This is a genomic window from Pseudomonas sp. GW823-FHT01D03 (genome assembly GCF_058798255.1).
Map to the genome: position 1 here is coordinate 3,102,674 of NZ_JBXAKK010000001.1, position 25,206 is coordinate 3,127,879.

The window sequence follows — 25,206 nt, forward strand, 5'->3', positions numbered from 1 at the left end:
CAACCATCCCCATTTGGGAATGAGTGTCATTATGTTACAACTTAGCCACCTAACTAAATCACTCGTGGTTGCCTGAATGCTCGTTCCCTTTCTGATCATGCTGCGCGAAGGCATTGAAGCCGCGCTGATCGTTGGCATCATCGCCAGCTACCTGCAACAAACCGGACGTGGCCAATGGATGCCGGCGGTGTGGATCGGTGTGTTTCTTGCCGCTGCGCTGGCGTTGCTGGTCGGCGGTGGTCTGGAACTGGTCAGCGCCGAATTCCCGCAAAAACAGCAGGAATTGTTCGAAGGCATTGTCGGGCTGGTCGCGGTGGGCATTCTCAGTTCGATGGTGTTCTGGATGCGCAAGGTCGCGCGTTCGATCAAGCATTCGTTGCAGGCCTCGCTGGATCACGCCCTGACCTCGTCAAAGCATCAGGTAATCGCGCTGATCGCCATGGTGTTCTTCGCCGTGGCCCGCGAAGGCCTGGAAACCGTGTTCTTCCTGCTCGCCGTGTTCCAGCAGAGCGAAGGCCCGGGCGCGCCGATCGGCGCCCTGCTCGGTCTGGTGCTGGCAATCGTTGTCGGTTTCCTGATCTACAGCGGCAGCATGCGCCTGAACCTGTCGGCGTTCTTCAAGTGGACCGGGTTGTTCATTCTGGTGGTCGCCGCCGGGATCCTCGCCAATTCGGTGCAGGCCCTGCATGAAGCCGGCGTGTGGAATCACCTGCAGACCGTGCTGTTCGACCTCAGCGCGACGCTGCCGATGGACGGCCCGCTGGGCTCGGTGCTGGCCGGCATGTTCGGTTATCAGGATGCGCCGACCGTCAGCACCCTCGGTGCGTACCTGATCTATCTGGTGCTGGCGCTGGTGATGTTTTTCTACCCCGCCGCGCCGGCCTCCAGCGCTGACGCAGCTGGCAAATCGTCTTCCGTTTCCAGCCAATAAGGGCAACCATGTCAAAGCCTAATACTCCCCAGGCCTCCCCTCCCCGCGCCTTGCGTTGGGCGGTGGCCGGTTCGGTGGTCGTGATGATCGCCGCCGGTGGCCTGTTCTACTACGCCTCGAAAATGGCCGCGGCCAAGCGTCAGCACAACCATGATGAAGTGGTGGTCAACATCAACGCGCACAGCTGCGATCCGAACGAGCTGACGGTTCCCGCTGGCCGCGCCAGTTTCCGCATCGTCAACCGTTCCGACCGCGCGGTGGAATGGGAAATTCTCGACGGTGTGCTGGTGGTCGAAGAACGCGAAAACATCGCGCCGGGCCTGAGCCAGGTGATCAACGCCAACCTGCAACCCGGCGACTACGCGATCACTTGCGGTCTGCTGAGCAATCCACGCGGCGTGCTGCACGTAACGCCGACTGCGGCTTCCGATGCTGCCGCCAAGGCCAAGCCATCGATGGTCGCTTTCGTCGGGCCGCTGTCGGAGTTTCGCGTGTATCTGGCGACTCAGGGCAGCGCGCTGATCAAAGCCGTGACCGCGCTGAATCAGGCAATTACCAGCGGCGACCTGGCCCAGGCGCAAGCGCTGTACTTGCCAGCGCGTGCCGCTTACCAGCGTTTGGCGCCTGCCGCGCAACGGCTGGCGGAACTGGACAACAGCATCAATGCCCGCGCCGATTACTTCGAAAAACGCGAGCAGGATCCAGCCTTCGTCGGCTTCCATCGGGTCGAATATGCGCTATTCCAGCAACGCAGCCTCGACGGCTTGAACCCGGTCGCCGAGCGTCTGCTGGCCGACGTCACCACGCTCAAGCAACAGCTGCTGGCCCAATCGCTGCCGCCGGAACAACTGGTGAGCATCGTGGTGCGCAACCTCAACACCCTGGCCGACGTGCGCGCCGCCAGCGGTGAAGAGGAACGCTACAGCCACGCCGACCTCAACGGCTTCGCCAACAACCTGGAAACCGCGCACAAAGTGGTCGAGCTGCTGCGGCCGATGCTGACCAAATCGGCGCCGGATCTGCTGCCGAAAATCGACGCGGCGCTGAGTGATTTCGACAGCGTACTGAACAGCTTCAAGGTCAAGGACGGCTACGCCACTTACGACACGGTCAGTGGCGAACAACGCAAACAGATCGCCGACAAGGCTCAGACCCTGGCTGACGCTCTGGATGGCATCGATCCCGCCCTCGGCCTCTCCGGCCTGTAAGCAGAAGACGAATACCGATGAAAGAATTGCAAAACCTCGATCTGCAACGTCGCCGCCTGCTGATGGGCATGGGTGTCGCCGGCGTCGCACTGGCCGGTTCGGCCCTGAGCTGCCCGGCCATGGCAGCGGCCCCGGCGCAAGTCACCGAAGCGCCGAGCAGCGACAAGACCGAAGACCGCCACGATTTCCATGGCGTGCACCAGACCGGGATCGTCACCCCGCGTCCGGCGTCCGGCATGTTCGTGTCGTTCGACGTACTGGCCAGTGATCGCGAAGACCTTGAGCGGCTGTTCCGCACCCTCAACGAGCGCATCGCGTTCCTGATGAAGGGCGGCCCGGTGGCGCAGATCGACCCGAAACTGCCGCCGCCGGATTCCGGCATCCTCGGCCCGGTGGTGACCCCGGACAACCTGACCATCACTGTCTCGGTAGGCGAATCACTGTTCGACGAGCGCTTCGGTCTGGCCGCCGCCAAACCGAAGCGCCTGCAACGCATGGTCGGCTTCCCCAACGATGCGCTGGAGGCCGATTGCTGCCACGGCGACTTGAGCCTGCAGTTCTGCTCGAACACCGCCGACACCAACATTCACGCCCTGCGCGACATCGTCAAGAACCTGCCAGACCTGCTGCTGGTGCGCTGGAAACAGGAAGGCAGCGTGCCGCCGCAAGCTCCGGCGAAACCGGGGGTGCCGGCGCAATCGGCGCGTAACTTCCTCGGTTTCCGTGACGGCTCGGCCAACCCCGACTCCAACGACGCCAAGGCGATGGACAAGATCGTCTGGGTGCAACCGGGCAGCGATGAACCGGCCTGGGCGACCCACGGCAGCTATCAAGCGGTGCGGATCATTCGCAATTTCGTCGAGCGTTGGGATCGCACACCGCTGCAGGAACAGGAAAGCATCATCGGTCGGGTCAAGACCACGGGCGCACCGATGGGCGCGCAGCATGAGACCGAAGTCCCGGATTACAGCAAAGACCCGGAAGGCAAACTGACCAAGCTCGACGCGCACATTCGCCTGGCCAACCCGCGCACCGCCGCGAGCCGGGCCAACCTGATTCTGCGCCGGCCGTTCAACTACTCCAACGGCGTCAACAAGAACGGCCAGCTCGACATGGGCCTGCTGTTCATCTGCTATCAGGCCGATCTGGAAAAAGGCTTCATCACCGTGCAGACCCGGCTCAACGGCGAACCACTTGAGGAGTACCTCAAACCGGTCGGCGGCGGCTACTTCTTCACCCTTCCGGGTGTCACCGGCGACAAGGATTTCATCGGTCGCTCGCTGCTCAACGCCACCCAACCCAAAACCGCTGCCTAACCATAAAAAACCTCGGAGCCGCTCCATGAAAAAGTCGCCACTCGCGTTACTGCTGACCCTCGGTTTGCTCAACACCCCGCTTTCCGCGTTCGCCGCGACGGCGCCGCTGGATCTGGTCGGCCCGGTGTCGGACTACAAGATCTACGTCACCGAGCAACTGGATGAACTGGGCAGCCACACCCAACAATTCACCGATGCGGTGAAGAAAGGTGATCTGGCCACCGCGCAAAAGCTCTACGCCCCGACCCGCGTCTACTACGAGTCGATCGAGCCGATTGCCGAGCTGTTCAGTGACCTCGATGCGTCCATCGACTCCCGCGTCGACGACCACGAAAAAGGCGTGAAGGCGGAAGACTTCACCGGTTTTCACCGCATCGAATACTCGCTGTTCTCGGAGAAAACCACCGAAGGCCTGACGGCGCTGGCGGACAAGCTGGACAGCGATGTGAAAGACCTGCAGACCCGCGTCGCCGGCCTGACCTTCCCGCCGGAGAAAGTCGTTGGTGGTGCGGCTGCTCTGCTGGAAGAGGTTGCCGCGACCAAGATCTCCGGTGAGGAAGACCGTTACAGCCACACTGACCTTTATGACTTCCAGGGCAACATCGACGGCGCGAAGAAAATCGTCGACCTGTTCCGTCCGCAGATCGAGAAGCAGGACAAGGCGTTCGTTGCCAAAGTCGACAAGAACTTCGCCACTGTGGACAAAATCCTCGCCAAGTACCAGACCAAGGATGGTGGTTTCGAGACGTATGACAAGGTGAAGGACAACGATCGCAAGGCGCTGGTTGGCCCGGTCAATACCTTGGCGGAAGACCTGTCCACATTGCGTGGCAAGCTCGGTCTGAACTGATTGATGTAGAGGCCTTAAGTGCCCCATCGCGAGCAGGCTCACTCCTACAGTTGGAATGCATTCCACTGTAGGAGTGAGCCTGCTCGCGATAGCGGTTTTAACCGCACCGAATAATCTGAAGGTTTACAAAATCCTGTAGAGCAACCGCTCGATCCGCACCCGGCTCACGCGCTTGAGAAACTTCGCCACCCCCGCCGGGTACTCCGGCAAGGTCTCCAGGTTCTGGAAGCTGGCAATCCGCGTGGTGTTGCGGAAAATCTCTTGCTGCTCCTTCGCCCGTGGCTCAAGCCACTCGCCTTGCGGATCATCGATCAGCAGCGCGTTTTCCAGGTCGAGGCGGAACGCCCGTGGATTGAGGTTGTTGCCGGTCAGCAGCGTATAGCGCTGGTCGACCCACATGCCCTTGAGGTGATAGCTGTTGTCGCCGTCACGCCACAGGTGCAGGTTCAACTGGCCGCTGTCGATGTTGCGCTGATGGCGCTTGGCAAACCGGCGCAGGCTGATTTCGTACAGATACGGCAGCGCCGCAATCACCTTGAACGGCTCGCTCGGCGGAATGTAGAAATCGTTGGCGGTCTTGTCGCCGACCACGATGTCGATCTTCACCCCACGGGCCAGCGCGCGATTGATCTCGCGGATGATCGGCAGCGGCAGATTGAAGTACGGCGTGCAGATGGTCAGTTGCTGTTGCGCGCTGGCGATCAGCTCGACAATCACCCGGTTCAACGGATTGTTTTTGCCCACGCCCAACAATGGACTCACCGACAGGCCGCTGCGCGCCGTGCTGCCGGCACTGGTGTCGTACGCCGCATACTTGAGACGGCTGCGCAGATCGCCGATGTCGTTGCGCAGGCTGCGGGTGGTCGGCAGATTCGGCAGGTCGAGGCGATGTACAGCCTTGGACTCGATCAGGCCATGCTTGACCAGATGATGCATCGAGTCGGCCAGTTCGCGGCTGTGCAGCACGTGATAACGGTCGAATCGGTACTTGTCGAACTTGTGCAGGTAGACGTTGTTCAGGCTTGCACCGCTGTAAACCACGCAATCGTCGATCACGAAGCCTTTCAGATGCAGGACGCCGAACAGTTCGCGGGTCTGCACCGGCACGCCGTAGACCGGCACTTCGCTCTGGTGCGTGCGAGTCATTTCCTGGTACCACGCCGAGTTGCCCGGCTGTTTGCCGGCACCGATCAGCCCACGCTGGGCGCGCAGCCAGTCAACCACCACGACGATCTCCAGCTCCGGGCGCTTGAGCTTGGCGGCGTGCAAGGCATCGAGGATTTCCTGACCGGCCTCGTCGTGCTGCAGATACAGCGCAACGATGTAGATGCGCCGGGTCGCCTCGGCGATTTTCTCCAGCAGGCAACGACGGAACTCGGCGGCGCCGGACAGAATGGTCACGGCCTCGGAAGTCAGCGGAAAGCTGCTCAGTTTGGGCAGCAAAGAGCGTTTGAAAAGCAACGGCATAGGGCTCGCAATGGGTCGAATCCGAAGAACCCGAGAGCTTACACCATCAACCGGTTCGGGTCTTGTTGCTGTCTGTAATGCCCCCTTCGCGAGCAAGCTCGCTCCCACATTCGAATGCATTCCCCTGTGGGAGCGAGCTTGCTCGCGAAAGCGGTATGGCAGACACAAAAAAATAACCGCTTGACCAAGGAGAACGATCGTTCTACTGTTAGCCACATGAACGAAATCACTGACACCTCGACCCGCGACATCATTCTGGATGTCACCGAAAAGTTGATCTACAAAAGTGGCATCGCGGCCACCGGCATGGATCTTCTGGTGAAAACCGCCGGCGTCTCCAGAAAAAGCATCTACCGCTACTTCGCCAACAAGGAGGAGCTGACCGTCGCCGCCCTGCAACGCCGCGATGTGCGCTGGATGCACTGGTACCGCAGCGCCGTCGATCAGGCCGAAACCCCGGCCGACCGCCTGCTCAACCTGTTTACCGTACTCAAGGGCTGGTTCGCCTCGGAAGGCTTCCGCGGCTGTGCCTTTATCAATACCAGTGGCGAGACCGGCGATCCTGAAGACCCGGTGCGCCAGGTCGCCAAAGACCACAAACAGAAACTGCTCGACTACCTGTGCGAGCTGTGCACCGAACATGGCACCGAGGACCCGCAACGTCTGGCCAGACAGTTGCTGATCCTGATTGACGGCGCCATTACCGTAGCGCTTGTGATGGGTGATCACAGTGCCGCTGATAATGCGCAATGCATGGCGCGTAAGTTATTGGACCTGTAACGCCTTAAATAAGCCTCAACCGTTGTTTAATCGTTAATTAGATCGGGAGACTGACAATGTCGACTGCTGCCCAAGTGCGTCCACCGCTACCGCCATTCAATCGTGAATCGGCTATCGAAAAAGTACGTCTGGCCGAAGATGGCTGGAATTCCCGCGATCCCGAGAAGGTGTCGCTGGCCTACACCCTGGATACGAAATGGCGCAATCGCGCCGAGTTCGCCAGCAACCGCGAAGAAGCCAAGGCCTTCCTGACCCGTAAATGGGCCAAGGAACTCGACTACCGCCTGATCAAGGAACTCTGGGCCTATTCGGACACGCGTATCGCCGTGCGCTACGCCTATGAATGGCGCGACGATTCGGGTAACTGGTTTCGTTCCTACGGCAATGAAAACTGGGAATTCGACGAGCATGGGCTGATGTTCCAGCGTTATGCCTGCATCAACGACATGCCGATCAAGGAAAGCGAGCGCAAGTTCCACTGGCCGTTGGGTCGGCGCCCGGATGATCATCCGGGGCTCTCCGATCTCGGTCTGTAAGCTCACATAGTTCCAATTGTAGGAGTGAGCCCTGCTCGCGATAGCGGTGTGTCAGTCAACCTAAATATTGAATGTTCATACGCAATCGCGAGCAGGCTCACTCCTACAGGAGATTTGTTGGTGGTCAGGCTACTGCGGCAGTCCTTTCAGCCTCCAGTTCCCGCACCAGCGGCAACACCCGCTTGCCGAAATATTCCACCTCCTCCTGAAAGTGCAGAAATCCCGTCAGCACCAGATCCACTCCCACCGCTTTCAACGCCACAATCCGCTCGGCAATCTGCTGTGGCGTGCCGATCAGGTTGGTCTTGAAGCCATCGTTGTATTGCACCAGATCCTCGAAAGTCGATTTCGCCCAGTTGCCCTCACCTTCCGGCGACGCCCTGCCCGCTTGCTTCGCCGCATCGCCAAACGCGTTCACCGCCTCAGGGTCGGCCTGGTCGATGATCTGCGCCAGTACAGCGCGCGCCTCTTCTTCGGTGTCGCGGGCGATGACGAAGGCGTTGACGCCGATCTTCACCGAATGCTTGTTCGCCGCCGCTTTGGCGCGGATGTCATCGACCTGCGCCTTGATCCCCTCGATGCTGTTGCCGTTGGTGAAATACCAGTCGGAGACTCGCGCCGCCATGTCTCGTGCCGCGCGGGAACTGCCGCCCTGAAAGATTTCCGGGCGGCCCAGCGGTTTCGGTTTGAGGCTGTAATTGTCGAAGCGGTAGAAGTCGCCGCGAAAGCTGAAGTTGTCCTGACTCCAGATCCCGCGCAGCGAGCGGATGAATTCTTCGGAGCGCCGGTAGCGCTCGTCGTGCTCCAGCCAATGTTCGCCGATGGCCTGGAATTCGCCCTTGAACCAGCCGCTGACGATGTTCACGGCGATCCGGCCGTTGGTGAGTTGATCGATGGTCGCCAGTTGCTTGGCCGCCAGCGCCGGTTGCCATGGCCCCGGCAGAATCGCCGCGATCACCTTGAGTTTGCTGGTGGCGGCCAGCAGCGCATGACTGAACGCCACCGACTCATGCTGGAACTCGGCACCGTAACCGGCGGTAAAGCGGATCTGCGTCAGGGCGTACTCGAACCCCGCCGCTTCGGCGAGTTGCGCCAGTTTGCGGTTGTAGTCGATGCCCCAGTCGGTGCGCTGCTCGATCTTGCTGACCACCAGGCCGCCACTGACGTTCGGCACCCAGTAGGCGAATTTCACGGCTTGCTTGCTCATTGGCGTGTCCTCGGGACATTGGGAAGGTCAATGGGGCAGAGCAGCAAGCGTGCCAGGGTTCAGTTACCCGGTTTTATTGGGCTTGAGGCTGATGGAGTTGCATTGTTGGAGGGTGATTTGTTGTCGAGGTGTTGGGTGGGCAACAGTTGGGTTTTGAGTTCAAAGGGCTGACCCCATCGCGAGCAGGCTCACTCCTACAGGGGGAACGCATTTCAAATGTAGGAGTGAGCCTGCTCGCGATGAAGCTTTACGGGTCGCCGCAACACCTGGAAATGAGTAACATGTCAGCCCTTCCCCGCAGCCCTTCTGCGCCCTGCCGAATAAGCCGATTCCATGCCTTTCGAACTCAGCGTTGACCTCACTACCCTGGCCGTTCTGGCCCTCGTCGCTTTCATTGCCGGTTTCATCGACGCCATCGCTGGCGGCGGCGGTCTGTTGACCACCCCGGCGCTGCTCACTGCCGGCCTGCCACCGCACCTGGTGCTGGGCACCAACAAACTGAGTTCGACCTTCGGCTCGGCCACCGCCAGTTTCACTTTCTACCGCCGCAAACTGTTCCACCCTCGACAGTGGATGCACGCGATCGTCGGTACTCTGATCGGTGCGCTCACTGGTGCTGTCGTCGCGCACTACCTGCCGGCGGAATGGCTGAACAAGATGCTGCCGGTGATCGTCTTCGCCTGTGGCCTGTATCTGTTGTTCGGCGGCACGCCAAAAGCGCCGCTGGACAGCGACGCCCCGATCAAGAAGAAATGGCAATCGACCCAAGGCTTCAGCCTCGGTTTCTACGACGGTGTGGCCGGCCCCGGCACGGGCGCGTTCTGGACCGTCAGCAGCCTGCTGCTCTACCCGATCGACCTGGTCAAGGCCAGCGGCGTGGCGCGCAGCATGAACTTCGTCAGCAACATCGCGGCACTGTCGGTGTTCGTGTTTTCCGGGCAAGTGGACTGGATCATCGGCCTGAGCATGGGCCTGTCGGTAATGGTCGGCGCGTTCTTCGGGGCGCGCACCGCAATCAGCGGCGGCGCCAAGTTCATTCGTCCGGTGTTCATCACCGTGGTACTGGGCCTGACTGTGCGGCTAGCCTGGCAACACTGGTTCAGCGTGGCCTAAACGGCGCGCCACGTAGACGTCGATCAGGTAACGGGCAATCGATTTTGACGCCGGCAACGGCGGCAGATCGTGCACGTTGAACCATTGGGCGTCTTCGATCTCGTCCTCCTGACAGACGATCTCGCCCCCGGCATATTCGGCATGGAAGCCGAGCATCATCGAATGCGGGAACGGCCAGCACTGGCTGCCCATGTACTGGATGTTCTTCACCTCAATGCTGACTTCCTCGCGCACCTCGCGAATCAGGCAGTCCTCCGCCGATTCGCCCGGCTCGGCGAACCCGGCCAGCGTGCTGTAGACCCCGGTGACGAAACGCGGTGAGCGCGCCAGCAAAATTTCGTCTCCGCGGGTGATCAGCACGATCATGCTCGGCGAAATCCGCGGATAACTGCGCAGGTCGCACGGCTGGCAATACATCGCTCGCTCGCGCGGCACCTGCGTCATCGCCTGCCCACAGTTGCCGCAAAAGCGATGTTCACGCGCCCAGGTGCCGATCTGCGCGGCATACCCGAGCACTTTGTAGACGGTGTGATCGCCATCGAGCATGAACGCCCGCAGGCCTTTCCAGTTGCAGCCCGGCACGTCACTGGAACTGCGCAGCTCCAGCAGATACACCGGCTCGCCATCGAGATGGCCGATGCCGTGTTCGGCGAGGACTGACAGGTCCTGACGCTTGAGCCATTCGCGCGGGAACAGCGCGCCGTTGTCATCAAACAGAAAGCCTTCGGGGCTGCGCGCCACGGCCCAGCCGCCGGGTTGATCGGTGTCCAGTACTGCAGTGGTCCAGCGAGCTGTCATGGTTTCTCAATCCAGAAATTCGGGTTTCTGTTTACTCATATGGGCGGCCATGGCCACGCGCAAGTCGGTGGATTGCAACATGGCGGCGTTCCAGGTGGCAACGTATTCGAGGCCGTCGTCGATGCGATGATCGCGCATGTAGCTGATCATTTCCTTGGTGCCGGTGACCGCAATTGGCGATTTGCTGGCAATGTCACGGGCAATGTCCATGACGCCGTCGAGCAGCAGCTCTTTGTCGCCATACACGCGATTGACCAGGCCGATGCTGCGCGCTTCTTCAGCGCCGAAGGTGCGGCCGGTGTAAGCCAGTTCACGCAGCATGCCGTCACCGATGATCCGTGGCAACCGTTGCAAAGTGCCAACATCGGCGGCCATGCCGATATCGATTTCCTTGATCGAGAATTGCGCGTCTTCGGCCGCGTAGCGCATGTCGCAGGCGGCGATCAGGTCGATGGCGCCACCCAGGCAATAGCCTTGAATCGCCGCCAGCACCGGTTTGCGGCAGTTGTCGACGGCATTGAACGACGCTTGCAGGGTGAGAATCTTGCGCCGCAGCAGGCGCGCGTTACGGCCGACGTCCTTGCCCAGTTCGTTGGCGACGCCGGCGAGCATCATCAGGTCGATGCCGGAGGAAAAGTGTTTGCCGTTGCCGCTCAGCACCACCACCCGCACTTCATCAGTGTCATCGATCCACTGGAAAATCTCGACGATCTCGCTCCAGAACGCGGCGTTCATCGAGTTGATCTTTTCCGGGCGATTGATCTGCACATGAGCGATGTTGTCGGCCAGTTCGACGCTGAAGGCGGTGTATTGAGTCATGGCAGTGATCCTTTACCGGGCAGAAAATGAGGCCCGAACTATAACAAGGCATCACGATGGCGGTTCGGCCAAATGCGGGACTGCTTCGAGAAATGGGGTGTCAGGGCTGGCCTTTTCGCGAGCAAGCCCGCTCCCACGGGGTCAGGTTTGATCACAGATTTAGTGATCCACCCAAGACCTGTGGGAGCGTGGCTTGCCCGCGATAGGCTCACCGCCGATCTAACTGACCTTCACCGCCACATACGCCGCTGTCACATAAGGCACCGTCAGCTCATGTCGCCCACGCAACGCCGGTTCCGAGACAATCAGCGCGCGAATCTGCTCATCAACCTTGTCGCGCTGCGCCTGCGGCAATGCTGCAATGAAACTGGTGGAGCGCACCCGATTGAAAATCACGTCCTCGGGCGAGCCGGTGTGTCCGTGATGAAACTGCTGCAACTGCAGCGCCCCGAACGCCGGATGCGGAAACGCTTCGCGCCATTGACCGGTGTAGTAACGCGGCGTGTCCCCCTCCAGCGCGTTGACGATTGCGTCGAGCTTCGGCACCCAACTGACCTGCGTATCGCGCAGGTTCCAGATCAGGCCAAGCTTGCCGCCGGGCTTGAGTACCCGGGCAATCTCGCTCAAGGATTCTGTGGTAGCAAACCAGTGAAACGCCTGGGCGCAGACCACCACGTCCACCGACGCGTCGGACAATGGCAGATCGGTCGCGGTACCGCTCACGGCCAGTACATCGGGCCAGGCAGCGGAGAGTTTTTCCAGCATCTGCGCCACCGGTTCCACAGCGATCACCTGCGCGTCGGTCGCCACCAGCCGTCCGGTGAACTTGCCGGTACCGGCGCCCAGATCGATGACAGTCTTGTGACTGTCCAGACCCAGCGTCTGCGTCAGCCACTGACTGACCTGCGGCGGATAATCGGGGCGGCCTTTGACGTAGGTATCGGCGGCAGTCTTGTAGCCGGCAGCAGCGGAGTGATGAACCTGATCTTTCATGGCAGTTCCTCATGTGTCAGCGCGGCAGCATGGCAAGGCGCTGGATGGACGGCTGGCATTGCTGAGCATAACGCCGGCATTTGCGCGTTCCTTGAACAGAGCCTGACAAAACAATGAATCAAATGCCGTACGGTGTTGTTCAAAGTGAAACATAACCCTCTGTGGAACCTTGCCCATGACTATCCGTTCCGTTATGTTCGCCGCCCCGTGGCCGCTGGTGACCACGCTGTCTGCGTCGATGGCGTTTGCCAACGGTGATGAAAGCACCGCCTGCGAGGAATACCAGGACCTGGCTGAAGCCATCAACGATTCATCGAAAACCTGACATAGATAAAGGAACGCCATCATCGTCAGCGATCAGGCATTCAGAGCGGAACTCGGACAGCATCTGGCGCGGCTGTGGCGCTACGGCCTGCTGCTGTCGCGCAATCGGCACGTGGCCGAGGATCTGGTGCAGGCCACGTGTGTGCGGGCGCTGGAACGTGCCGGCCAATATGTGGCCGGCACGCGCATGGATCGCTGGCTGCTGAGCATCCTGCATTCGATCTGGCTCAACGAAGTGCGCGTGCGTCGGGTGCGTCAGGGTGCGGGACAGGTCGATGCCGACGGGCAACTGGCCTTCGCGCAGACTCATGTGCTGGCGGCGCAGGTGATCCGTCGGGTCGATGCGTTGCCGGAAACCCAGCGTGAAACCGTGTACCTGGCGTATGTCGAAGGCTTGTCCTACCGCGAAGTCGCCGAGATCCTGCAAGTGCCGATCGGCACGGTAATGAGCCGTCTGGCCACCGCGCGGCTGAAACTGGCGGAATACCCGCCGCTGCAAGCCGTGCCGCAAACCACCGGAGGTGACCGCTCATGAACAAGCCCTCCGACGAACAACTGACGGCATATCTCGATGACGAGCTGGACCCGGCGTATCGCAGCCAACTCGACAGCGCGATTGCCGACGACCCGTTGCTCAGCCTGCGCGTGCAATGGCTTGACCGCAGCAGCCTGCCGTACAAGGAAGCCTATGACGAACTGGCGCAACAGGCACCGCTGGAACGTTTGCAGGCGCGCCTTGATGCCATTCCCGCCTCTCAGCAGCCAGGCCTGAGCCGGCGCTGGTTCATCGGTGCCGCCGCCGCGAGTCTGCTGGCGGGCGGCGTATTGGCCGATCGCCTGTTTCTCGCCTGGCAAACCCGGCAAACACATAACTGGCGTGCGCTGGTGGGCGACTACATGGCGCTGTATGTGTCGCACACCCTCGATCACCTGCCGAGCGACGAAGCCAGCCAGCGCGCGCAATTGCGTGCGGTGGATGCACGCTTGGGGCTCAATCTGTCGCCGGCGCTGGTGAGGTTGCCGGGCGCCGAACTCAAGCGTGCACAAATGCTCGAGTACGACGGCGTGCCGATTGCACAACTGACCTATCTCGATGCGAAGCATGGGCCGCTGGCCTTGTGCGTGACCCGCTCCAACAGCGGCAGTCGGCCTTTGGCGCACGAACGCCGACACGAGATGAACGTGGTGTACTGGACCGAAGGTGAACATGCCTGGATGCTGATCGGCCACAACCCGGCGCCGGCGCTGGAAGACCTGGCAAAACACCTGGTCGACAAGCTGGGCGCGTGAGTGCCGCTCCACTATGCTGAGCGGGTGATTATCCAAGGAGGAAGCCCCGATGCAGATTTCACCCCGCACCGCCCTGCTGGTCATTGACGTGCAGAACGACTTCATCCCCGGCGGCCAGTTGGCCGTGCCCGAAGGCGATCAGATCGTGCCGCTGATCAATCGCCTCGGTAGCCTGTTCAAACAGGTGGTGATTGCCCAGGACTGGCACCCGAGCGGCCACGCGTCCTTTGCCTCAAGCCACCCCGGACGCCAGCCTTACGAGGTGATTCAGTTGCCCTACGGCGAGCAGGTACTCTGGCCGGAGCATTGTGTGCAAGGCACATCCGGTGCCGAGTTTCACCCCGAGCTGAACCTGCCGCACGCGCAGTTGATCATCCGCAAGGGCTGCAATCCGGACATCGACAGCTATTCGGCATTTCTCGAAGCAGACCGGCACACCACCACCGGTCTGGCCGGTTATCTGAAGGAACGCGGTATCGACACGGTGTACATGGTCGGTCTGGCGCTGGACTTCTGTGTGATGTTCTCGGCGCTGGATGCGCGGGCGGCGGGGTTCAATGCGTTCGTGGTGCTGGACGCCTGTCGTGCCATTGACAGGGATGGATCACTGGCAGCGGCGATGGAGCGGATGCAGACGGCCGGGGTTGGCTTGATTAAGTCGAACCAACTCATCTGACCAACACAAATCCCTGTGGGAGCGGGCTTGCTCGCGAAGGCGGAGTGTCAGTCGACATAAGTTAATCTGACACACCGCTTTCGCGAGCAAGCCCGCTCCCGCAGGTTTCGGGTCAAGTCATGTCAGGCAACCACAACCTGAACCGCGCCCCACCCAACGGCGAACTTTCCACCGTCAGCGTCCCGCCCTGCGCCTCCAGCGCCCGGCGGCTTATCGCCAGGCCCAGACCAAAGCCGCCGGTGGCGCGGTCGCGGCTGCGATCAAGGCGATAGAACGGTTCGAAAATCCGCTCCCGCTCGTCATCCGGGATGCCAATGCCATCGTCGTCGACCCAGATCTCGCAACCATCGGGGCTGACCTGCACACCAATCTGAATACGTTTTTCGCAATAGCGCATGGCATTGCGCAGCAGGTTCTGAATCGCCCGGGCGGTCAGGCGCGGATCCAGCGTGAAGCGTTCGAGCTGACCGTGCAGCAGCACATCGATGACGATGTCCGGCGAGTCCAGTTCTTCATCGACACTGCCCAGAATGCTGTCGATGAACTCATCCAGCGAAACCTCGACCTGCTCCGGCAACTGCGCCGGGTTCTGCAAACGGCTGTAAGACAGCAGTTCCAGCACCAGCTCATCCAGTTCCCGAATGTGTGCGACCAGCCCTTGCAGGCGCTCGCGACTGGTCACCGGCAAGTCATCGGACAGCGCCAGGGCCAGACCGAAGTCCAGACGGGTCAGCGGCGTGCGCAATTCGTGGGACACCGCATTGAGCAGGTCGCGCTGCTGATTGAGCAGATCCTCGATGTCGCCGGCCATGGTGTCGAACACGTTAGCCAGACTACCGATGTTGGAACTGGCCGGAATCTGTGTGCGCTCGTTCAGATGCCCCTTGCCGAAGCGTTCGGCGGCGCCCTTGAGGCGCTCCAGATCGCGCCAGTGCGGACGAATCCACAGCAGCAGGCAGGCGAGCATGCTCGCGCCGATCAGCACGTTGATGCTCCAGTACAACAAATTGACGTCCAGCGGATCCGGCGGCACCACCATTTGCACAGCAACGTCATCGTTCAGTGGAGTGACCGCCAAGGTGCGCCACCCCCAATCGCCGATACGCACCACGTTTTCCCCGGCGCGCAAACGCGCCTGCTCGGCGTTGGTGAACCCGGCGTCGTCGATGCGCGCCAGGACGATGTGCAGCGGCTGGAAGTCCTTGTCCATCGACTGCGCCAACGCTGGCCACTGCTCCTGCGGTACCGCGTGAAACTGTCGGGTGATCAGCGATTGCAGGCCGCGCGAGTAGTCGAGGTTGTAGGTGATGAAGCGCTCGCGGAATGCCATGACCACCAGATCCGGCACCAGATAGATCGCCGCGCTGTAGGAGACGATCGTCACCAGATACAGACGAAAGAGGATTCTGAACATCAGCTCAGCATTCCCATTCGGAACGGCTGAACAGGTAACCCTTGCCCCACACGGTCTTGATCTTGCGCGCCTCGCCCGCATGGTCGTCGAACTTGCGCCGCAGCTTGGAAATCGCCACGTCCACCGAACGATCAGTGCCGTTGAACTCGATGCCGCGCAGACGCTGCAGGATCTGGTCGCGGCTCAGCACTTCCCCGGCATGCCGGGCCAGCACCACCAGCAAATTGTATTCGCCGCTGGACAGCTCCACCGGTTGCTCGCGCCAGGTCACGGTGCGCTCGGACAAGTCGATGCACAGATTGCCCATCACAATCCGGTCATTGACCGTCATCGGTTCACCGAGGCTGCTGCGCCGCAGCAAAGTACGCACCCGGGCCAGCAGAACCCGTGGCTCGCAGGGTTTGGTGACGTAATCGTCGGCGCCCATTTCCAGTCCGAGTACCTGATCGTGACTGTCGTCGCGGGCGGTCAGCATCAGGATCGGCAGCGTTGCCGAATCGGCCCGCAGCAAGCGGCAGACCTGCAAGCCATCGAGGCCGGGCAGCATCAGGTCGAGGATCACCAGATCCGGCGGATTGATTCGCGCCCGTTCACGCACATGGTCGCCACGCCCGATCACGCAGACGGAATAGCCGTTGCGCTCCAGGTAGCTGGAAATCAGTTCGGCGAGGGCGGTGTCGTCTTCGACCAGGAGGATGTTGGGCATGGGGTGTTCCAGGAAAGTGCTGTGGCGACTGTTTGGGCCTCATCGCGAGCAGGCTCACTCCTACAAGGTTCGTGTCTGGCACAGTTCCAATGTAGGAGTGAGCCTGCTCGCGATGGCGGTTTATCTGTCGCAATAAATTTCAAGGCGTAAAGGATATACGCCCTCACCCGTCCCTGAGTAAAACCCTTACACAATTTCACACAGCGCCTACAAAGCTTCACCGCTACCCTCGGCGTCTGGCCTTAGGATGCGGGCTTCAATATTGGGGGTGGTACATGTCGAAAAATCTGCTGGCCGGGCTCGGCCTGATCGCCGTTGCGCTGTTGCTGAGCGCCTGTGATTCGTCCTCGAAGGCCGAAGAAGAAGCGCCGCCGGCCACCGTGCGCATCGAGACCATCGAGGCCCGCCCCCTGTCGATCAGCAGCGAACTGAGCGGGCGTATCGCCGCGCCACGCATCGCCGAAGTGCGCGCCCGGGTGGCCGGTGTGGTGCTGCAACGGACCTTCCGTGAAGGCAGCGACGTGAAAAAGGGCGACGTGCTGTTTCGCATCGACCCGGCACCGTTCAAGGCTGACCTGGACAGCGCCGAAGCCGCGCTGCGCAAGGCTGAGGCCAATGCCTTCCAGGCCAGGCTGCAGGAGCAACGCTACGCGCAGTTGATCGATGACAAGGCCATCAGCGCTCAGGATTACGACAACGCCCGCGCCAATGCCCGGCAAACCGCCGCCGACGTGGCAGCCAATAAAGCTGCGGTAGAACGGGCGAAGCTGAACCTCGGCTACGCCACCGTCACCGCGCCGATTTCCGGGCGTGTCGGTCGTGCTCTGGTCACCGAAGGTGCACTGGTCGGGCAGAATGAAACCACCCCGCTGGCGCTGATCCAGCAGCTCAACCCGATCTACGCCGACCTCACCCAGTCGACCCGTGAGCTCAATGAGCTGCGCCGTGCATTCCGTTCCGGGCAGTTGCAGGAAGTCGGTCAGGATCAGGTCAAGGCCACGCTGATTCAGGATGACGGCAGTCTCTACCCGTTACCGGGCAAGTTGCTGTTCAGCGACATCACGGTCGATCCGGGCACCGGCCAGATCATTCTGCGCAGCGAGTTCCCCAATCCTGACCTCGACCTGCTGCCGGGCAGCTTCATCCGCGTACGTCTGCAACAAGCTACCGTACAGAACGGCATCACCGTGCCGCAACGTGCGGTGCAGCGCGACAGCGCGGGTATCGCCCAAGTGCTGACTGTCGACGAGCAAATGCGCGTGGCCCAGCAGCCAGTGCAGCTGGGTGCGGTGCAGAGCGATCGCTGGATCGTCAGCGGTGGCCTCAAGCCCGGCGACCGCATTGTCATTGAAGGCCTGCAGCACGCCCGTCCCGGCGAAAAAGTGCAGATCGACGACACCCCTCTTCCACTTGCCCAGACCTCTGGTCAGTAAGCAGGACGCTTTTATATGCCGCAGTTCTTTATCGATCGCCCGGTGTTCGCCTGGGTTGTCGCCCTGTTCATCCTGTTGGCCGGTGCGCTGGCCATCCCGCAATTGCCGGTGGCGCAGTACCCCGACGTTGCCCCACCGCAGATCGAAATCTACGCCGTCTACCCCGGTGCCTCGGCGCAGACCGTCGATGAAAGCGTGGTCAGCCTGATCGAGGAAGAGCTCAACGGCGCCGATCATCTGCTGTACTTCGAATCGCAAAGCAGCCTCGGCAGTGCGACGATCAAAGCGACGTTCCAGCCGGGCACTAACCCGGAACTGGCTCAGGTGGATGTGCAGAACCGCCTCAAAGTGGTCGAGTCGCGCCTGCCGCAGGCAGTCAATCAGCAAGGCCTGCAGGTGGAGAAAGTCTCTGCCGGCTTCCTGTTGCTTATCACCCTGACCTCCAGCGACGGCAAGCTCGATGACGTGGCGCTCAGTGATTACCTGGCGCGCAACGTGATGAACGAGATCAAACGCATCGACGGTGTCGGCAAGGCTCAGCTGTATGGCGCCGAACGCGCGATGCGGATCTGGATCGATCCGCAGAAGCTGATCGGTTTCAACCTGACCCCGGCCGATGTCAACGCCGCCATCGTCGCGCAGAACGCCCAGGTGTCGGCTGGCAGCATTGGCGACTTGCCCAATCCGTCCTCGCAGGAAATCACCGCGACCATTCTGGTCAAGGGTCAGTTGTCGACGCCAGAAGAGTTCGCCGACATCGTGCTCAAGGCCAATCCTGACGGCTCCACCGTGCGCATCGGCGATGTGGCGCGGGTCGAAGTCGGCAGTCAGGAATACCAGTTCGGCACGCGCCTGAACGGCAAGCCGTCCACCGCCGTCGGCGTGCAACTGGCGCCGGGGGCCAATGCGCTGGCGACCGCCACTTTGATTCGGGCGAAGATGGACGAGCTGTCGCGCTATTTCCCGGCCGGTGTCGAATACAAGATTCCGTACGACACCTCGCCGTTCGTCAAAGTCTCGATCACCAAAGTGGTTTACACCTTGGGCGAGGCGATGCTGCTGGTGTTTGCGGTGATGTTCCTGTTCCTGCAGAACATCCGCTACACGCTGATCCCGACGCTGGTGGTGCCTGTGGCCCTGATGGGCACCTTCGCCACCATGCTCGCGCTGGGTTTTTCGATCAACGTGCTGACCATGTTCGGCATGGTACTGGCGATCGGCATTCTGGTGGACGACGCCATCGTCGTGGTGGAAAACGTCGAGCGCATCATGGCCACTGAAGGACTGTCGCCGAAAGAGGCGACGCGCAAGGCGATGAAGCAGATCACCGGGGCAATCATCGGCATTACCCTGGTGCTGGTGGCGGTGTTCATCCCGATGGCGTTCATGCAGGGTTCGGTGGGGGTGATTTACCGGCAGTTCTCGCTGTCGATGGCGACCTCGATCCTGTTCTCGGCGTTCCTGGCCCTGACTCTGACGCCTGCACTGTGCGCCACGCTGCTCAAGCCGATCGCCAAGGGCGAGCACCACGAGAAAAGCGGATTCTTCGGCTGGTTCAACCGCCGCTTTGAGCAACTGACCGATCGTTATCAAGGCTGGGTCGGTTACGCGCTGAAGCGCAGCGGGCGTTATCTGCTGATCTACGGCGTGCTGCTGATCGGTATGGGTTTGTGCTTTGCGCGTCTGCCCTCCTCGTTCCTGCCGGTTGAGGATCAGGGTTACACCATCACTGATATTCAGTTGCCGCCGGGTGCGAGCAAGAACCGTACGGTGCAGGTGGTCGAACAGATCGAAGCGCACAACGCCAGTGAACCGGGGGTGGGCGACAGCACGGTGATTCTCGGCTTCAGCTTCTCCGGTAGCGGGCAGAATGCGGCGCTGGCGTTCACCACCTTGAAGGACTGGTCGGAGCGCGGCAGCGACGATTCGGCTACTTCGATTGCCGACCGCGCCAACATTGCCCTGAGCCAGATCAAGGACGCCATCGCGTTCGCTGTGTTGCCGCCGCCGGTTGACGGCCTCGGCACGTCGAGCGGCTTCGAATTCCGTCTGCAGGATCGCGGCGGTCTCGGTCACGCGACATTGATGCAGGCGCGCACCGAACTGCTCGCCGCCGCCGAGAAAAGCCCGGTACTGATGAACGTGCGCGAAAGCGCGCTGGCCGAAGCGCCGCAGGTGCAACTGGAGGTAGACCGCAAGCAGGCCAATGCGCTGGGCGTGTCGTTCGCTGATATCGGCAACGTGCTGTCCACCGCCGTGGGTTCTTCCTACATCAACGACTTCCCCAATCAGGGGCGCATGCAGCGGGTGGTGGTACAGGCCGAAGGCGATCAGCGCAGTCAGGTCGAGGACCTGCTGAAAATGCATGTGCGCAATAACGCCGGGCACATGGTGCCGCTGTCGGCGTTCGTTCAGGCGAAATGGACGCAAGGCCCGGCACAACTGACCCGATACAACGGTTACCCGGCAATTGCGATTTCCGGCGAACCGTCGCCGGGGCACAGCACCGGCGAGGCCATGGCGGAGATCGAACGGCTGATCGCCCAAGGTCCGAAAGGTCTGGGTCAGGAATGGACCGGGCTGTCGTTGCAGGAACGGCTGTCCGGCAGTCAAGCGCCGATCTTGCTCTGTTTGTCGTTGCTGATCGTGTTCCTGTGTCTGGCGGCGCTGTACGAGAGCTGGTCGATTCCGACTTCGGTGTTGCTGGTGGTGCCGCTGGGTGTGCTCGGCGCAGTGCTGGCGGTGACCTTGCGCGGCATGCCCAACGATGTGTTCTTCAAGGTCGGGCTGATTACCATCATCGGTCTGTCGGCGAAAAACGCGATCCTGATCATCGAATTCGCCAAGAGCCTGTATGACGAGGGGCACGATTTGATCGATGCGACGTTGCAAGCCGCGCGCCTGCGTCTGCGGCCGATTGTCATGACTTCGCTGGCGTTCATCCTCGGTGTAGTGCCGCTGGCCATCGCCACTGGCGCCAGTTCGGCGAGCCAGCAGGCTATCGGCACCGGAGTGATCGGCGGGATGATCACGGCGACGCTGGCAGTGATCTTCGTGCCATTGTTCTTTGTAGTAGTGATGAAGCTCGTACAACGCTTCAGCAAACACCACTGATCCCTGTGGGAGCGGGCTTGCTCGCGAAGGCGTCGTGTCAGTCAACATTCATGTAGCTGACACACCGCTTTCGCGAGCAAGCCCGCTCCCACAAGGTCATTCGAACAGTCAAGTCAGTGTTCATCCAGTGATCTTCGTGCCGTTGTTCTTTGTGGTAGTGATGAGGCTCGTACAACGCTTCAGCAAACACCACTGATCCCCGTGGAAGCGGGCTTGCTCGCGAAGGCGGTGTGTCAGTCAGTATTCATGTAGCTGACACAGCGCTTTCGCGAGCAAGCCCGCTCCCACAAGGTCATTCGAACAGTCACGTCAGTGGTCATCCCGGACGTCGCTGGGCTAAGGTGTAAAGACATCCTGGCCCATCGAGTCTCCATGCGCTTTCTCGCCCGCACCCACCCTCGCCTGTCCGCCGCCGCTCTGGTTGGCCTTGCCACTGGCCTGCTGATCCCTGCCGACTCCATCGTCAGCAAAATCCTCATCGGCTGGAATGCCGGCGTCTGGACTTACCTGATCCTGATGTTCTGGCTGGCCATTCGGGCCAAGGCGTCGGACGTCAAACGCATCGCCGTCGTTGAAGACGAGAACGCCGGACTGGTGCTGTTCGTGGTGTGTATCGCAGCATTGGCCAGCCTGGCCGCCATCACCCTGGAACTGGCCGGTACCAAGGATCTGGATACCCATCACAAACTTCTGCATTACGCGTTCACCGCCGTCACCGTCGTAGGTTCCTGGCTGGTGATTGGGGTGATCTTCTGTGTGCACTACGCGCGCCTGTTTTACACCTGGGATGGCAAGGAACCGGCCCTGCGTTTCGCTGAAGGCCTGACCACGCCCAATTATTGGGACTTCCTGTATTTCTCCTTCACCATCGGCGTGGCAGTGCAGACTGCCGATGTCGGCGTGGCTACCCGCGACATTCGCAAGATCGTCCTGGCGCAATCATTGATCGGTTTTGTGTTCAACACCGCGATTCTGGGCTTTTCGATCAATATTGCTGCCGGCCTGTTTGGCTGAGCATTGCGCAGATACTTCAATAACGCTGAGCACCGCCCGTCGGCGCCAAGTTGAAGTACCACGCGCATTCACTTGACGAAGTATCAGCTTCTGGTGTTTCCTGAAACCGGTTTCAGCGCCATCGAGGCGCACGAAACGAATAAATCCAATAATAGGTTTCAGACCGTGAACGACTTCTCCGCCGCCCAGCGCAGCCGCGTGACCATGCTTGATGTTGCCGAACGCGCCGGCGTATCCAAGGCCAGCGTCTCGCGCTTTATCGGCGACGACCGCGCCCTGCTCTCCGATGCCATCGCCTTGCGTATCGAGCAGGCGATCAGTGAGCTGGGTTATCGCCCGAACCAGATGGCCCGTGGTCTGAAACGCGGGCGCACGCGCCTGATCGGCATGCTGGTGGCCGATATCCGCAACCCTTATTCGATTGCCGTGATGCACGGGGTGGAAACCGCCTGCCGTGCGCATGGCTACAGCCTGGTGGTGTGCAACACCGACCGTGATGACGAACAGGAACGCCAGCACCTGGCGCTGTTGCGCTCGTACAACATCGAAGGGCTGATCGTGAACACCCTTGGCCATCACCGTGAGGAACTCCACGAACTGCACCGGGAAATGCCGCTGGTGCTGGTGGATCGCAAGGTCGATGGCCTCGACAGCGACATGCTCGGGCTGAACAACCCGCAGGCGGTCGAGATGGCCCTGACGCACCTTGAGCAGCGCGGCTATCGCGATGTGTTGCTGGTGACTGAGCCTTATGACGGCACCAGTTCGCGGATCGAGCGGGTCAGCAGTTTTCAGACGCAGATCGCCCAGCGCTCCGGGTTGACCGGGGCGGTGCTGGAAACCAGCGACGCACTCGCTACTCATCTTCAAATCTTTTTGGACACACCGGCGACCGGGCCGAAAGCACTGTTCTGCGCCAACGGTGTGGCAGCGTTGGCCTGCACCCTGGCCTTGCGCGAAATCGGTTGCCAATTGTTCGAGGATGTCGGGCTGATTGCCCTGGATGATCTGGATTGGTACCCGTTGGTCGGCAGCGGAATTACCGCCCTCGCCCAGCCCACAGCCGAGATTGGCGCGCGGGCGTTTGAGTGTTTGTTGAAGCGTTTGCGGGGGGATGTCGAGGTAGCGCGCAGAGTGGATTTTGCGCCGGTGCTGGTTGAGCGTGGGTCTACCCGAGGATCTTTGCGTTGACTGTTATGGCGCCATCGCGAGCAGGCTCACTCCTACAGGGGGAGCGCATTCCAAATGTAGGAGTGAGCCTGCTCGCGATGGCGCCCGAACGCCCGACGACGATCAATCAGATTTTTTTGAACAAAAATGAAACCGGTTTCAGAGGTAGATAACAATGAATAAACCTGCCGTTTCCATCAGTCTGTCCAGCTACGGCGCCGAGCTTGTGCGCCAACGCGGGCAGGACTTCTTCATCGATGTGCTGGCCGCTGCTGGCGCTGATCGCATCGAGTGGCGCGAAGAGTTGCTGACCCGCGAAGTGCCCGAGCAACTGCACGCCGCCGCCCGGGCGCAGGGACTGCAAAGCATTTATTCGTCGCCGAGCGAACTGTGGCTCGCCGGGCAGGCACGGCCCAACCCCGAGCTGATCAGCGCCCTGCAACATGCCGAGGCGTTTGGCTCGAAATGGCTGAAAGTCTCGCTCGGTTACTTCACCGACAACTGTGATCTGCAGGTGCTGAAACAACTGCTGGGCAACAGTCCGGTGCAGTTGCTGGTGGAAAACGATCAGACCTTGCATGGCGGCCGCATCGAGCCGTTCCAGCGCTTTTTCGCGGCAGTCGAGCAGCATGATTTGCCGATCAAGATGACCTTCGACATCGGCAACTGGCAGTGGCAGGACCAGTCCGCCGCCAACGCCGCGCGCCTGCTCGGACGCCATGTCGGCTACGTGCATTGCAAAGCTGTGGCCCGCCGCGTCGACGGCAAACTGGTCGCCGTGCCACCGGCCGTCAGCGACCTGCATTTGTGGGAACAACTGCTGCGGCACATGGCCCAAGGCGTCATGCGTGCCGCCGAATACCCATTGCAGGCCGATGACCTGGTGGCACTGACTACCGAGCACGTCGCCGCCCTCGCCCGCCTCGGCCAATCGCGTCTGGAGCCTGCCCATGTCTGACATCGATATTCTGTCGTTCGGCGAAACCATGGCGATGCTGGTCGCCGAGCAGACCGGTGATCTGGCTGCGGTCGAGCACTTTCACAAACGCATTGCCGGCGCCGACAGCAACGTGGCGATCGGCCTGTCGCGCCTGGGTTTCAATGTGGCGTGGCTGAGCCGGGTCGGCAGCGATTCCCTCGGACGTTTTGTGGTCGAGACCTTGATCAAGGAAGGTCTGGATTGCAGTCACGTCGCGGTCGATCACCAGCATCCGACCGGTTTCCAGTTCAAGTCCCGTAACGACGACGGCAGCGACCCGCAGGTCGAGTATTTCCGCCGTGGCTCGGCGGCCAGTCATTTGTCCGTGCAGTCGATCAGCGACACCTTGCTCGGCGCCCGTCACCTGCACGCTACCGGAATTCCACCGGCGCTGTCGGCAACCGCCCGGGAAATGTCGTTCGAGCTGATGACACGCATGCGCCATGCCGGGCGCAGCGTGTCGTTCGACCCCAATCTGCGCCCGAGCCTGTGGGCCTCTGAGCAGGAGATGATCCGCGAGATCAACCGCCTCGCCGCCCTCGCTCACTGGGTACTGCCGGGTTTGAGCGAAGGTCGCTTGCTGACCGGGTTCGAAGATCCGGCGGACATCGCGGCGTTTTATCTCGATCAGGGCGCTGAAGCCGTGGCGATCAAGCTTGGACCGCAGGGTGCCTATTACCGCACGCAGCTGGATCAGGGTTTTGTCGCCGGGGTGCCGGTGGCCAACGTGGTCGACACGGTGGGTGCGGGCGACGGATTTGCCGTCGGCATGATCAGTGCCCTGCTGGAGCATCAGAGCTTTGCCGAGGCGGTGCAACGTGCGAACTGGATTGGCAGTCGGGCGGTGCAGAGTCGCGGGGATATGGAGGGTTTGCCGACCCGGTCTGAACTCATCGTTGAATTCGAGGCCGCTGATCGCGAGCAGGCTCACTCCTACATTGGATCTCCGCCAGTCACAGCTGCAGCGGCAAACACATAACCCTTGTAGGAGTGAGCCTGCTCGCGATGAGGCCCGCTCAGACAACCGATTCATTGAACCTGCTGCGACAAAAACAACAAGCTCAGGAG

Annotated in this window: 24 protein-coding genes; 17 read left to right on the forward strand and 7 right to left on the reverse strand. The window is 61.1% G+C overall.

Translation table 11 applies throughout. The features are described 5' to 3' along the window. Positions 1 to 76 precede the first annotated feature (76 nt). The 4 genes from efeU to efeO (AC1RBR_RS13460) are packed head-to-tail and all read left to right on the forward strand — an operon-like array spanning position 77 to position 4,305. On the forward strand, positions 77 to 931 hold the full coding sequence (gene efeU / locus AC1RBR_RS13445) for an iron uptake transporter permease EfeU (RefSeq protein WP_492564898.1): 855 nt from the start codon (positions 77 to 79) through the stop codon (positions 929 to 931). A gap of 8 nt (positions 932 to 939) precedes the next feature. Beyond that, the gene (gene efeO, locus AC1RBR_RS13450) at positions 940 to 2,139 is read left to right on the forward strand and encodes an iron uptake system protein EfeO (RefSeq protein WP_492564899.1); all 1,200 of its coding nucleotides are present in this window, start codon (positions 940 to 942) and stop codon (positions 2,137 to 2,139) included. Positions 2,140 to 2,156: 17 nt separating this feature from the next. After that, positions 2,157 to 3,455, forward strand: coding sequence for an iron uptake transporter deferrochelatase/peroxidase subunit (gene efeB / locus AC1RBR_RS13455; protein WP_492564901.1), 1,299 nt, complete (start codon positions 2,157 to 2,159; stop codon positions 3,453 to 3,455). A gap of 25 nt (positions 3,456 to 3,480) precedes the next feature. Further along, positions 3,481 to 4,305, forward strand: coding sequence for an iron uptake system protein EfeO (gene efeO / locus AC1RBR_RS13460; RefSeq protein ID WP_492564903.1), 825 nt, complete (start codon positions 3,481 to 3,483; stop codon positions 4,303 to 4,305). A gap of 123 nt (positions 4,306 to 4,428) precedes the next feature. Here the strand turns inward: efeO (AC1RBR_RS13460) and pssA are convergent, their stop codons facing one another. Next, positions 4,429 to 5,772: a CDP-diacylglycerol--serine O-phosphatidyltransferase gene (gene pssA, locus AC1RBR_RS13465; protein WP_492564905.1), complete on the reverse strand. Its 1,344-nt coding sequence runs from the start codon at positions 5,770 to 5,772 to the stop codon at positions 4,429 to 4,431. Positions 5,773 to 5,988: 216 nt separating this feature from the next. Between pssA and AC1RBR_RS13470 the strand changes: the two genes are divergently transcribed. Both AC1RBR_RS13470 and AC1RBR_RS13475 read left to right on the forward strand, forming a co-directional pair. Further along, positions 5,989 to 6,552 (forward strand): TetR/AcrR family transcriptional regulator, encoded by a 564-nt coding sequence (locus tag AC1RBR_RS13470; RefSeq protein WP_047602358.1) that lies wholly within the window; start codon positions 5,989 to 5,991, stop codon positions 6,550 to 6,552. Positions 6,553 to 6,608: 56 nt separating this feature from the next. After that, positions 6,609 to 7,088 carry a nuclear transport factor 2 family protein gene (locus AC1RBR_RS13475; protein ID WP_401274077.1) on the forward strand — a complete coding sequence of 160 codons (480 nt, stop codon included), beginning with the start codon at positions 6,609 to 6,611 and terminating at the stop codon, positions 7,086 to 7,088. 124 nt (positions 7,089 to 7,212) lie between these two features. Here AC1RBR_RS13475 and sfnG read toward each other — a convergent pair whose 3' ends face one another. Beyond that, positions 7,213 to 8,295, reverse strand: coding sequence for a dimethylsulfone monooxygenase SfnG (gene sfnG / locus AC1RBR_RS13480; protein ID WP_492564908.1), 1,083 nt, complete (start codon positions 8,293 to 8,295; stop codon positions 7,213 to 7,215). A 333-nt stretch (positions 8,296 to 8,628) separates the two neighbouring features. Between sfnG and AC1RBR_RS13485 the strand changes: the two genes are divergently transcribed. After that, complete coding sequence (locus AC1RBR_RS13485) at positions 8,629 to 9,408, forward strand: TSUP family transporter (protein WP_253151957.1); 780 nt, start codon at positions 8,629 to 8,631, stop codon at positions 9,406 to 9,408. Here AC1RBR_RS13485 and nudC read toward each other — a convergent pair. From nudC to AC1RBR_RS13500, 3 genes are all read right to left on the reverse strand, one after another. Continuing rightward, positions 9,376 to 10,206: an NAD(+) diphosphatase gene (gene nudC, locus AC1RBR_RS13490; protein WP_115984600.1), complete on the reverse strand. Its 831-nt coding sequence runs from the start codon at positions 10,204 to 10,206 to the stop codon at positions 9,376 to 9,378. The genes AC1RBR_RS13485 and nudC overlap by 33 nt on opposite strands. A gap of 6 nt (positions 10,207 to 10,212) precedes the next feature. Next, positions 10,213 to 11,025 carry a crotonase/enoyl-CoA hydratase family protein gene (locus AC1RBR_RS13495; protein WP_096796076.1) on the reverse strand — a complete coding sequence of 271 codons (813 nt, stop codon included), beginning with the start codon at positions 11,023 to 11,025 and terminating at the stop codon, positions 10,213 to 10,215. 219 nt (positions 11,026 to 11,244) lie between these two features. Continuing rightward, complete coding sequence (locus AC1RBR_RS13500; RefSeq protein WP_492564910.1) at positions 11,245 to 12,018, reverse strand: class I SAM-dependent methyltransferase; 774 nt, start codon at positions 12,016 to 12,018, stop codon at positions 11,245 to 11,247. Positions 12,019 to 12,193: 175 nt separating this feature from the next. On the opposite strand from AC1RBR_RS13500, the gene AC1RBR_RS13505 reads away from it, so the two are divergent. From AC1RBR_RS13505 to pncA, 4 genes are all read left to right on the forward strand, one after another. Then, a complete protein-coding gene (locus AC1RBR_RS13505) occupies positions 12,194 to 12,343 on the forward strand; it encodes a hypothetical protein (protein WP_492564912.1) in 150 nt (49 codons plus the stop codon). A gap of 90 nt (positions 12,344 to 12,433) precedes the next feature. Next, entirely contained in the window at positions 12,434 to 12,877 is a 444-nt protein-coding gene (locus AC1RBR_RS13510) for a sigma-70 family RNA polymerase sigma factor (protein WP_243753539.1), read from the forward strand. Continuing rightward, positions 12,874 to 13,632 (forward strand): anti-sigma factor, encoded by a 759-nt coding sequence (locus AC1RBR_RS13515; RefSeq protein WP_492564914.1) that lies wholly within the window; start codon positions 12,874 to 12,876, stop codon positions 13,630 to 13,632. The genes AC1RBR_RS13510 and AC1RBR_RS13515 overlap by 4 nt, the downstream gene beginning before the upstream one ends. 49 nt (positions 13,633 to 13,681) lie before the next feature. Continuing rightward, positions 13,682 to 14,308 (forward strand): bifunctional nicotinamidase/pyrazinamidase, encoded by a 627-nt coding sequence (pncA, locus tag AC1RBR_RS13520; protein WP_492564915.1) that lies wholly within the window; start codon positions 13,682 to 13,684, stop codon positions 14,306 to 14,308. A gap of 112 nt (positions 14,309 to 14,420) precedes the next feature. Here the strand turns inward: pncA and AC1RBR_RS13525 are convergent, their stop codons facing one another. Both AC1RBR_RS13525 and AC1RBR_RS13530 read right to left on the reverse strand, forming a co-directional pair. Then, a complete protein-coding gene (locus tag AC1RBR_RS13525) occupies positions 14,421 to 15,722 on the reverse strand; it encodes an ATP-binding protein (RefSeq protein ID WP_204894700.1) in 1,302 nt (433 codons plus the stop codon). Positions 15,723 to 15,726: 4 nt separating this feature from the next. Beyond that, positions 15,727 to 16,428, reverse strand: a complete 702-nt coding sequence (locus tag AC1RBR_RS13530; RefSeq protein ID WP_047602328.1) for a response regulator — start codon at positions 16,426 to 16,428, stop codon at positions 15,727 to 15,729. Positions 16,429 to 16,703: 275 nt separating this feature from the next. Here AC1RBR_RS13530 and AC1RBR_RS13535 point away from each other — a divergent pair, with 275 nt between their 5' ends. The 6 genes from AC1RBR_RS13535 (at position 16,704) to AC1RBR_RS13560 (ending at position 25,117) form a co-directional block, all read left to right on the forward strand. After that, positions 16,704 to 17,861 carry an efflux RND transporter periplasmic adaptor subunit gene (locus AC1RBR_RS13535; protein WP_443533531.1) on the forward strand — a complete coding sequence of 386 codons (1,158 nt, stop codon included), beginning with the start codon at positions 16,704 to 16,706 and terminating at the stop codon, positions 17,859 to 17,861. 15 nt (positions 17,862 to 17,876) lie between these two features. Beyond that, positions 17,877 to 20,975: a multidrug efflux RND transporter permease subunit gene (locus AC1RBR_RS13540; RefSeq protein ID WP_492564918.1), complete on the forward strand. Its 3,099-nt coding sequence runs from the start codon at positions 17,877 to 17,879 to the stop codon at positions 20,973 to 20,975. Between the two features lie 372 nt (positions 20,976 to 21,347). Then, the gene (locus AC1RBR_RS13545) at positions 21,348 to 21,989 is read left to right on the forward strand and encodes a DUF1345 domain-containing protein (protein ID WP_492564920.1); all 642 of its coding nucleotides are present in this window, start codon (positions 21,348 to 21,350) and stop codon (positions 21,987 to 21,989) included. Between the two features lie 165 nt (positions 21,990 to 22,154). Further along, on the forward strand, positions 22,155 to 23,180 hold the full coding sequence (locus AC1RBR_RS13550) for a LacI family DNA-binding transcriptional regulator (RefSeq protein ID WP_492564922.1): 1,026 nt from the start codon (positions 22,155 to 22,157) through the stop codon (positions 23,178 to 23,180). Positions 23,181 to 23,334: 154 nt separating this feature from the next. Next, the gene (locus AC1RBR_RS13555) at positions 23,335 to 24,117 is read left to right on the forward strand and encodes a sugar phosphate isomerase/epimerase family protein (protein ID WP_492564924.1); all 783 of its coding nucleotides are present in this window, start codon (positions 23,335 to 23,337) and stop codon (positions 24,115 to 24,117) included. After that, a complete protein-coding gene (locus AC1RBR_RS13560) occupies positions 24,110 to 25,117 on the forward strand; it encodes a sugar kinase (RefSeq protein WP_492564926.1) in 1,008 nt (335 codons plus the stop codon). The genes AC1RBR_RS13555 and AC1RBR_RS13560 overlap by 8 nt, the downstream gene beginning before the upstream one ends. Positions 25,118 to 25,206: the final 89 nt, after the last annotated feature.

What these genes read in the sequence shown, in the direction of transcription:
- efeU (WP_492564898.1), top strand. Translation starts at nt 77, where the DNA reads ATGCTCGTTCCCTTTCTGATCATGCTGCGCGAAGGCATTGAAGCCGCG.
- efeO (WP_492564899.1), top strand. Translation starts at nt 940, where the DNA reads ATGTCAAAGCCTAATACTCCCCAGGCCTCCCCTCCCCGCGCCTTGCGT.
- efeB (WP_492564901.1), top strand. Translation starts at nt 2,157, where the DNA reads ATGAAAGAATTGCAAAACCTCGATCTGCAACGTCGCCGCCTGCTGATG.
- efeO (WP_492564903.1), top strand. Translation starts at nt 3,481, where the DNA reads ATGAAAAAGTCGCCACTCGCGTTACTGCTGACCCTCGGTTTGCTCAAC.
- pssA (WP_492564905.1), bottom strand. Translation starts at nt 5,772, where the DNA reads ATGCCGTTGCTTTTCAAACGCTCTTTGCTGCCCAAACTGAGCAGCTTT.
- AC1RBR_RS13470 (WP_047602358.1), top strand. Translation starts at nt 5,989, where the DNA reads ATGAACGAAATCACTGACACCTCGACCCGCGACATCATTCTGGATGTC.
- AC1RBR_RS13475 (WP_401274077.1), top strand. Translation starts at nt 6,609, where the DNA reads ATGTCGACTGCTGCCCAAGTGCGTCCACCGCTACCGCCATTCAATCGT.
- sfnG (WP_492564908.1), bottom strand. Translation starts at nt 8,295, where the DNA reads ATGAGCAAGCAAGCCGTGAAATTCGCCTACTGGGTGCCGAACGTCAGT.
- AC1RBR_RS13485 (WP_253151957.1), top strand. Translation starts at nt 8,629, where the DNA reads ATGCCTTTCGAACTCAGCGTTGACCTCACTACCCTGGCCGTTCTGGCC.
- nudC (WP_115984600.1), bottom strand. Translation starts at nt 10,206, where the DNA reads ATGACAGCTCGCTGGACCACTGCAGTACTGGACACCGATCAACCCGGC.
- AC1RBR_RS13495 (WP_096796076.1), bottom strand. Translation starts at nt 11,025, where the DNA reads ATGACTCAATACACCGCCTTCAGCGTCGAACTGGCCGACAACATCGCT.
- AC1RBR_RS13500 (WP_492564910.1), bottom strand. Translation starts at nt 12,018, where the DNA reads ATGAAAGATCAGGTTCATCACTCCGCTGCTGCCGGCTACAAGACTGCC.
- AC1RBR_RS13505 (WP_492564912.1), top strand. Translation starts at nt 12,194, where the DNA reads ATGACTATCCGTTCCGTTATGTTCGCCGCCCCGTGGCCGCTGGTGACC.
- AC1RBR_RS13515 (WP_492564914.1), top strand. Translation starts at nt 12,874, where the DNA reads ATGAACAAGCCCTCCGACGAACAACTGACGGCATATCTCGATGACGAG.
- pncA (WP_492564915.1), top strand. Translation starts at nt 13,682, where the DNA reads ATGCAGATTTCACCCCGCACCGCCCTGCTGGTCATTGACGTGCAGAAC.
- AC1RBR_RS13525 (WP_204894700.1), bottom strand. Translation starts at nt 15,722, where the DNA reads ATGTTCAGAATCCTCTTTCGTCTGTATCTGGTGACGATCGTCTCCTAC.
- AC1RBR_RS13530 (WP_047602328.1), bottom strand. Translation starts at nt 16,428, where the DNA reads ATGCCCAACATCCTCCTGGTCGAAGACGACACCGCCCTCGCCGAACTG.
- AC1RBR_RS13535 (WP_443533531.1), top strand. Translation starts at nt 16,704, where the DNA reads ATGTCGAAAAATCTGCTGGCCGGGCTCGGCCTGATCGCCGTTGCGCTG.
- AC1RBR_RS13540 (WP_492564918.1), top strand. Translation starts at nt 17,877, where the DNA reads ATGCCGCAGTTCTTTATCGATCGCCCGGTGTTCGCCTGGGTTGTCGCC.
- AC1RBR_RS13545 (WP_492564920.1), top strand. Translation starts at nt 21,348, where the DNA reads ATGCGCTTTCTCGCCCGCACCCACCCTCGCCTGTCCGCCGCCGCTCTG.
- AC1RBR_RS13555 (WP_492564924.1), top strand. Translation starts at nt 23,335, where the DNA reads ATGAATAAACCTGCCGTTTCCATCAGTCTGTCCAGCTACGGCGCCGAG.
- AC1RBR_RS13560 (WP_492564926.1), top strand. Translation starts at nt 24,110, where the DNA reads ATGTCTGACATCGATATTCTGTCGTTCGGCGAAACCATGGCGATGCTG.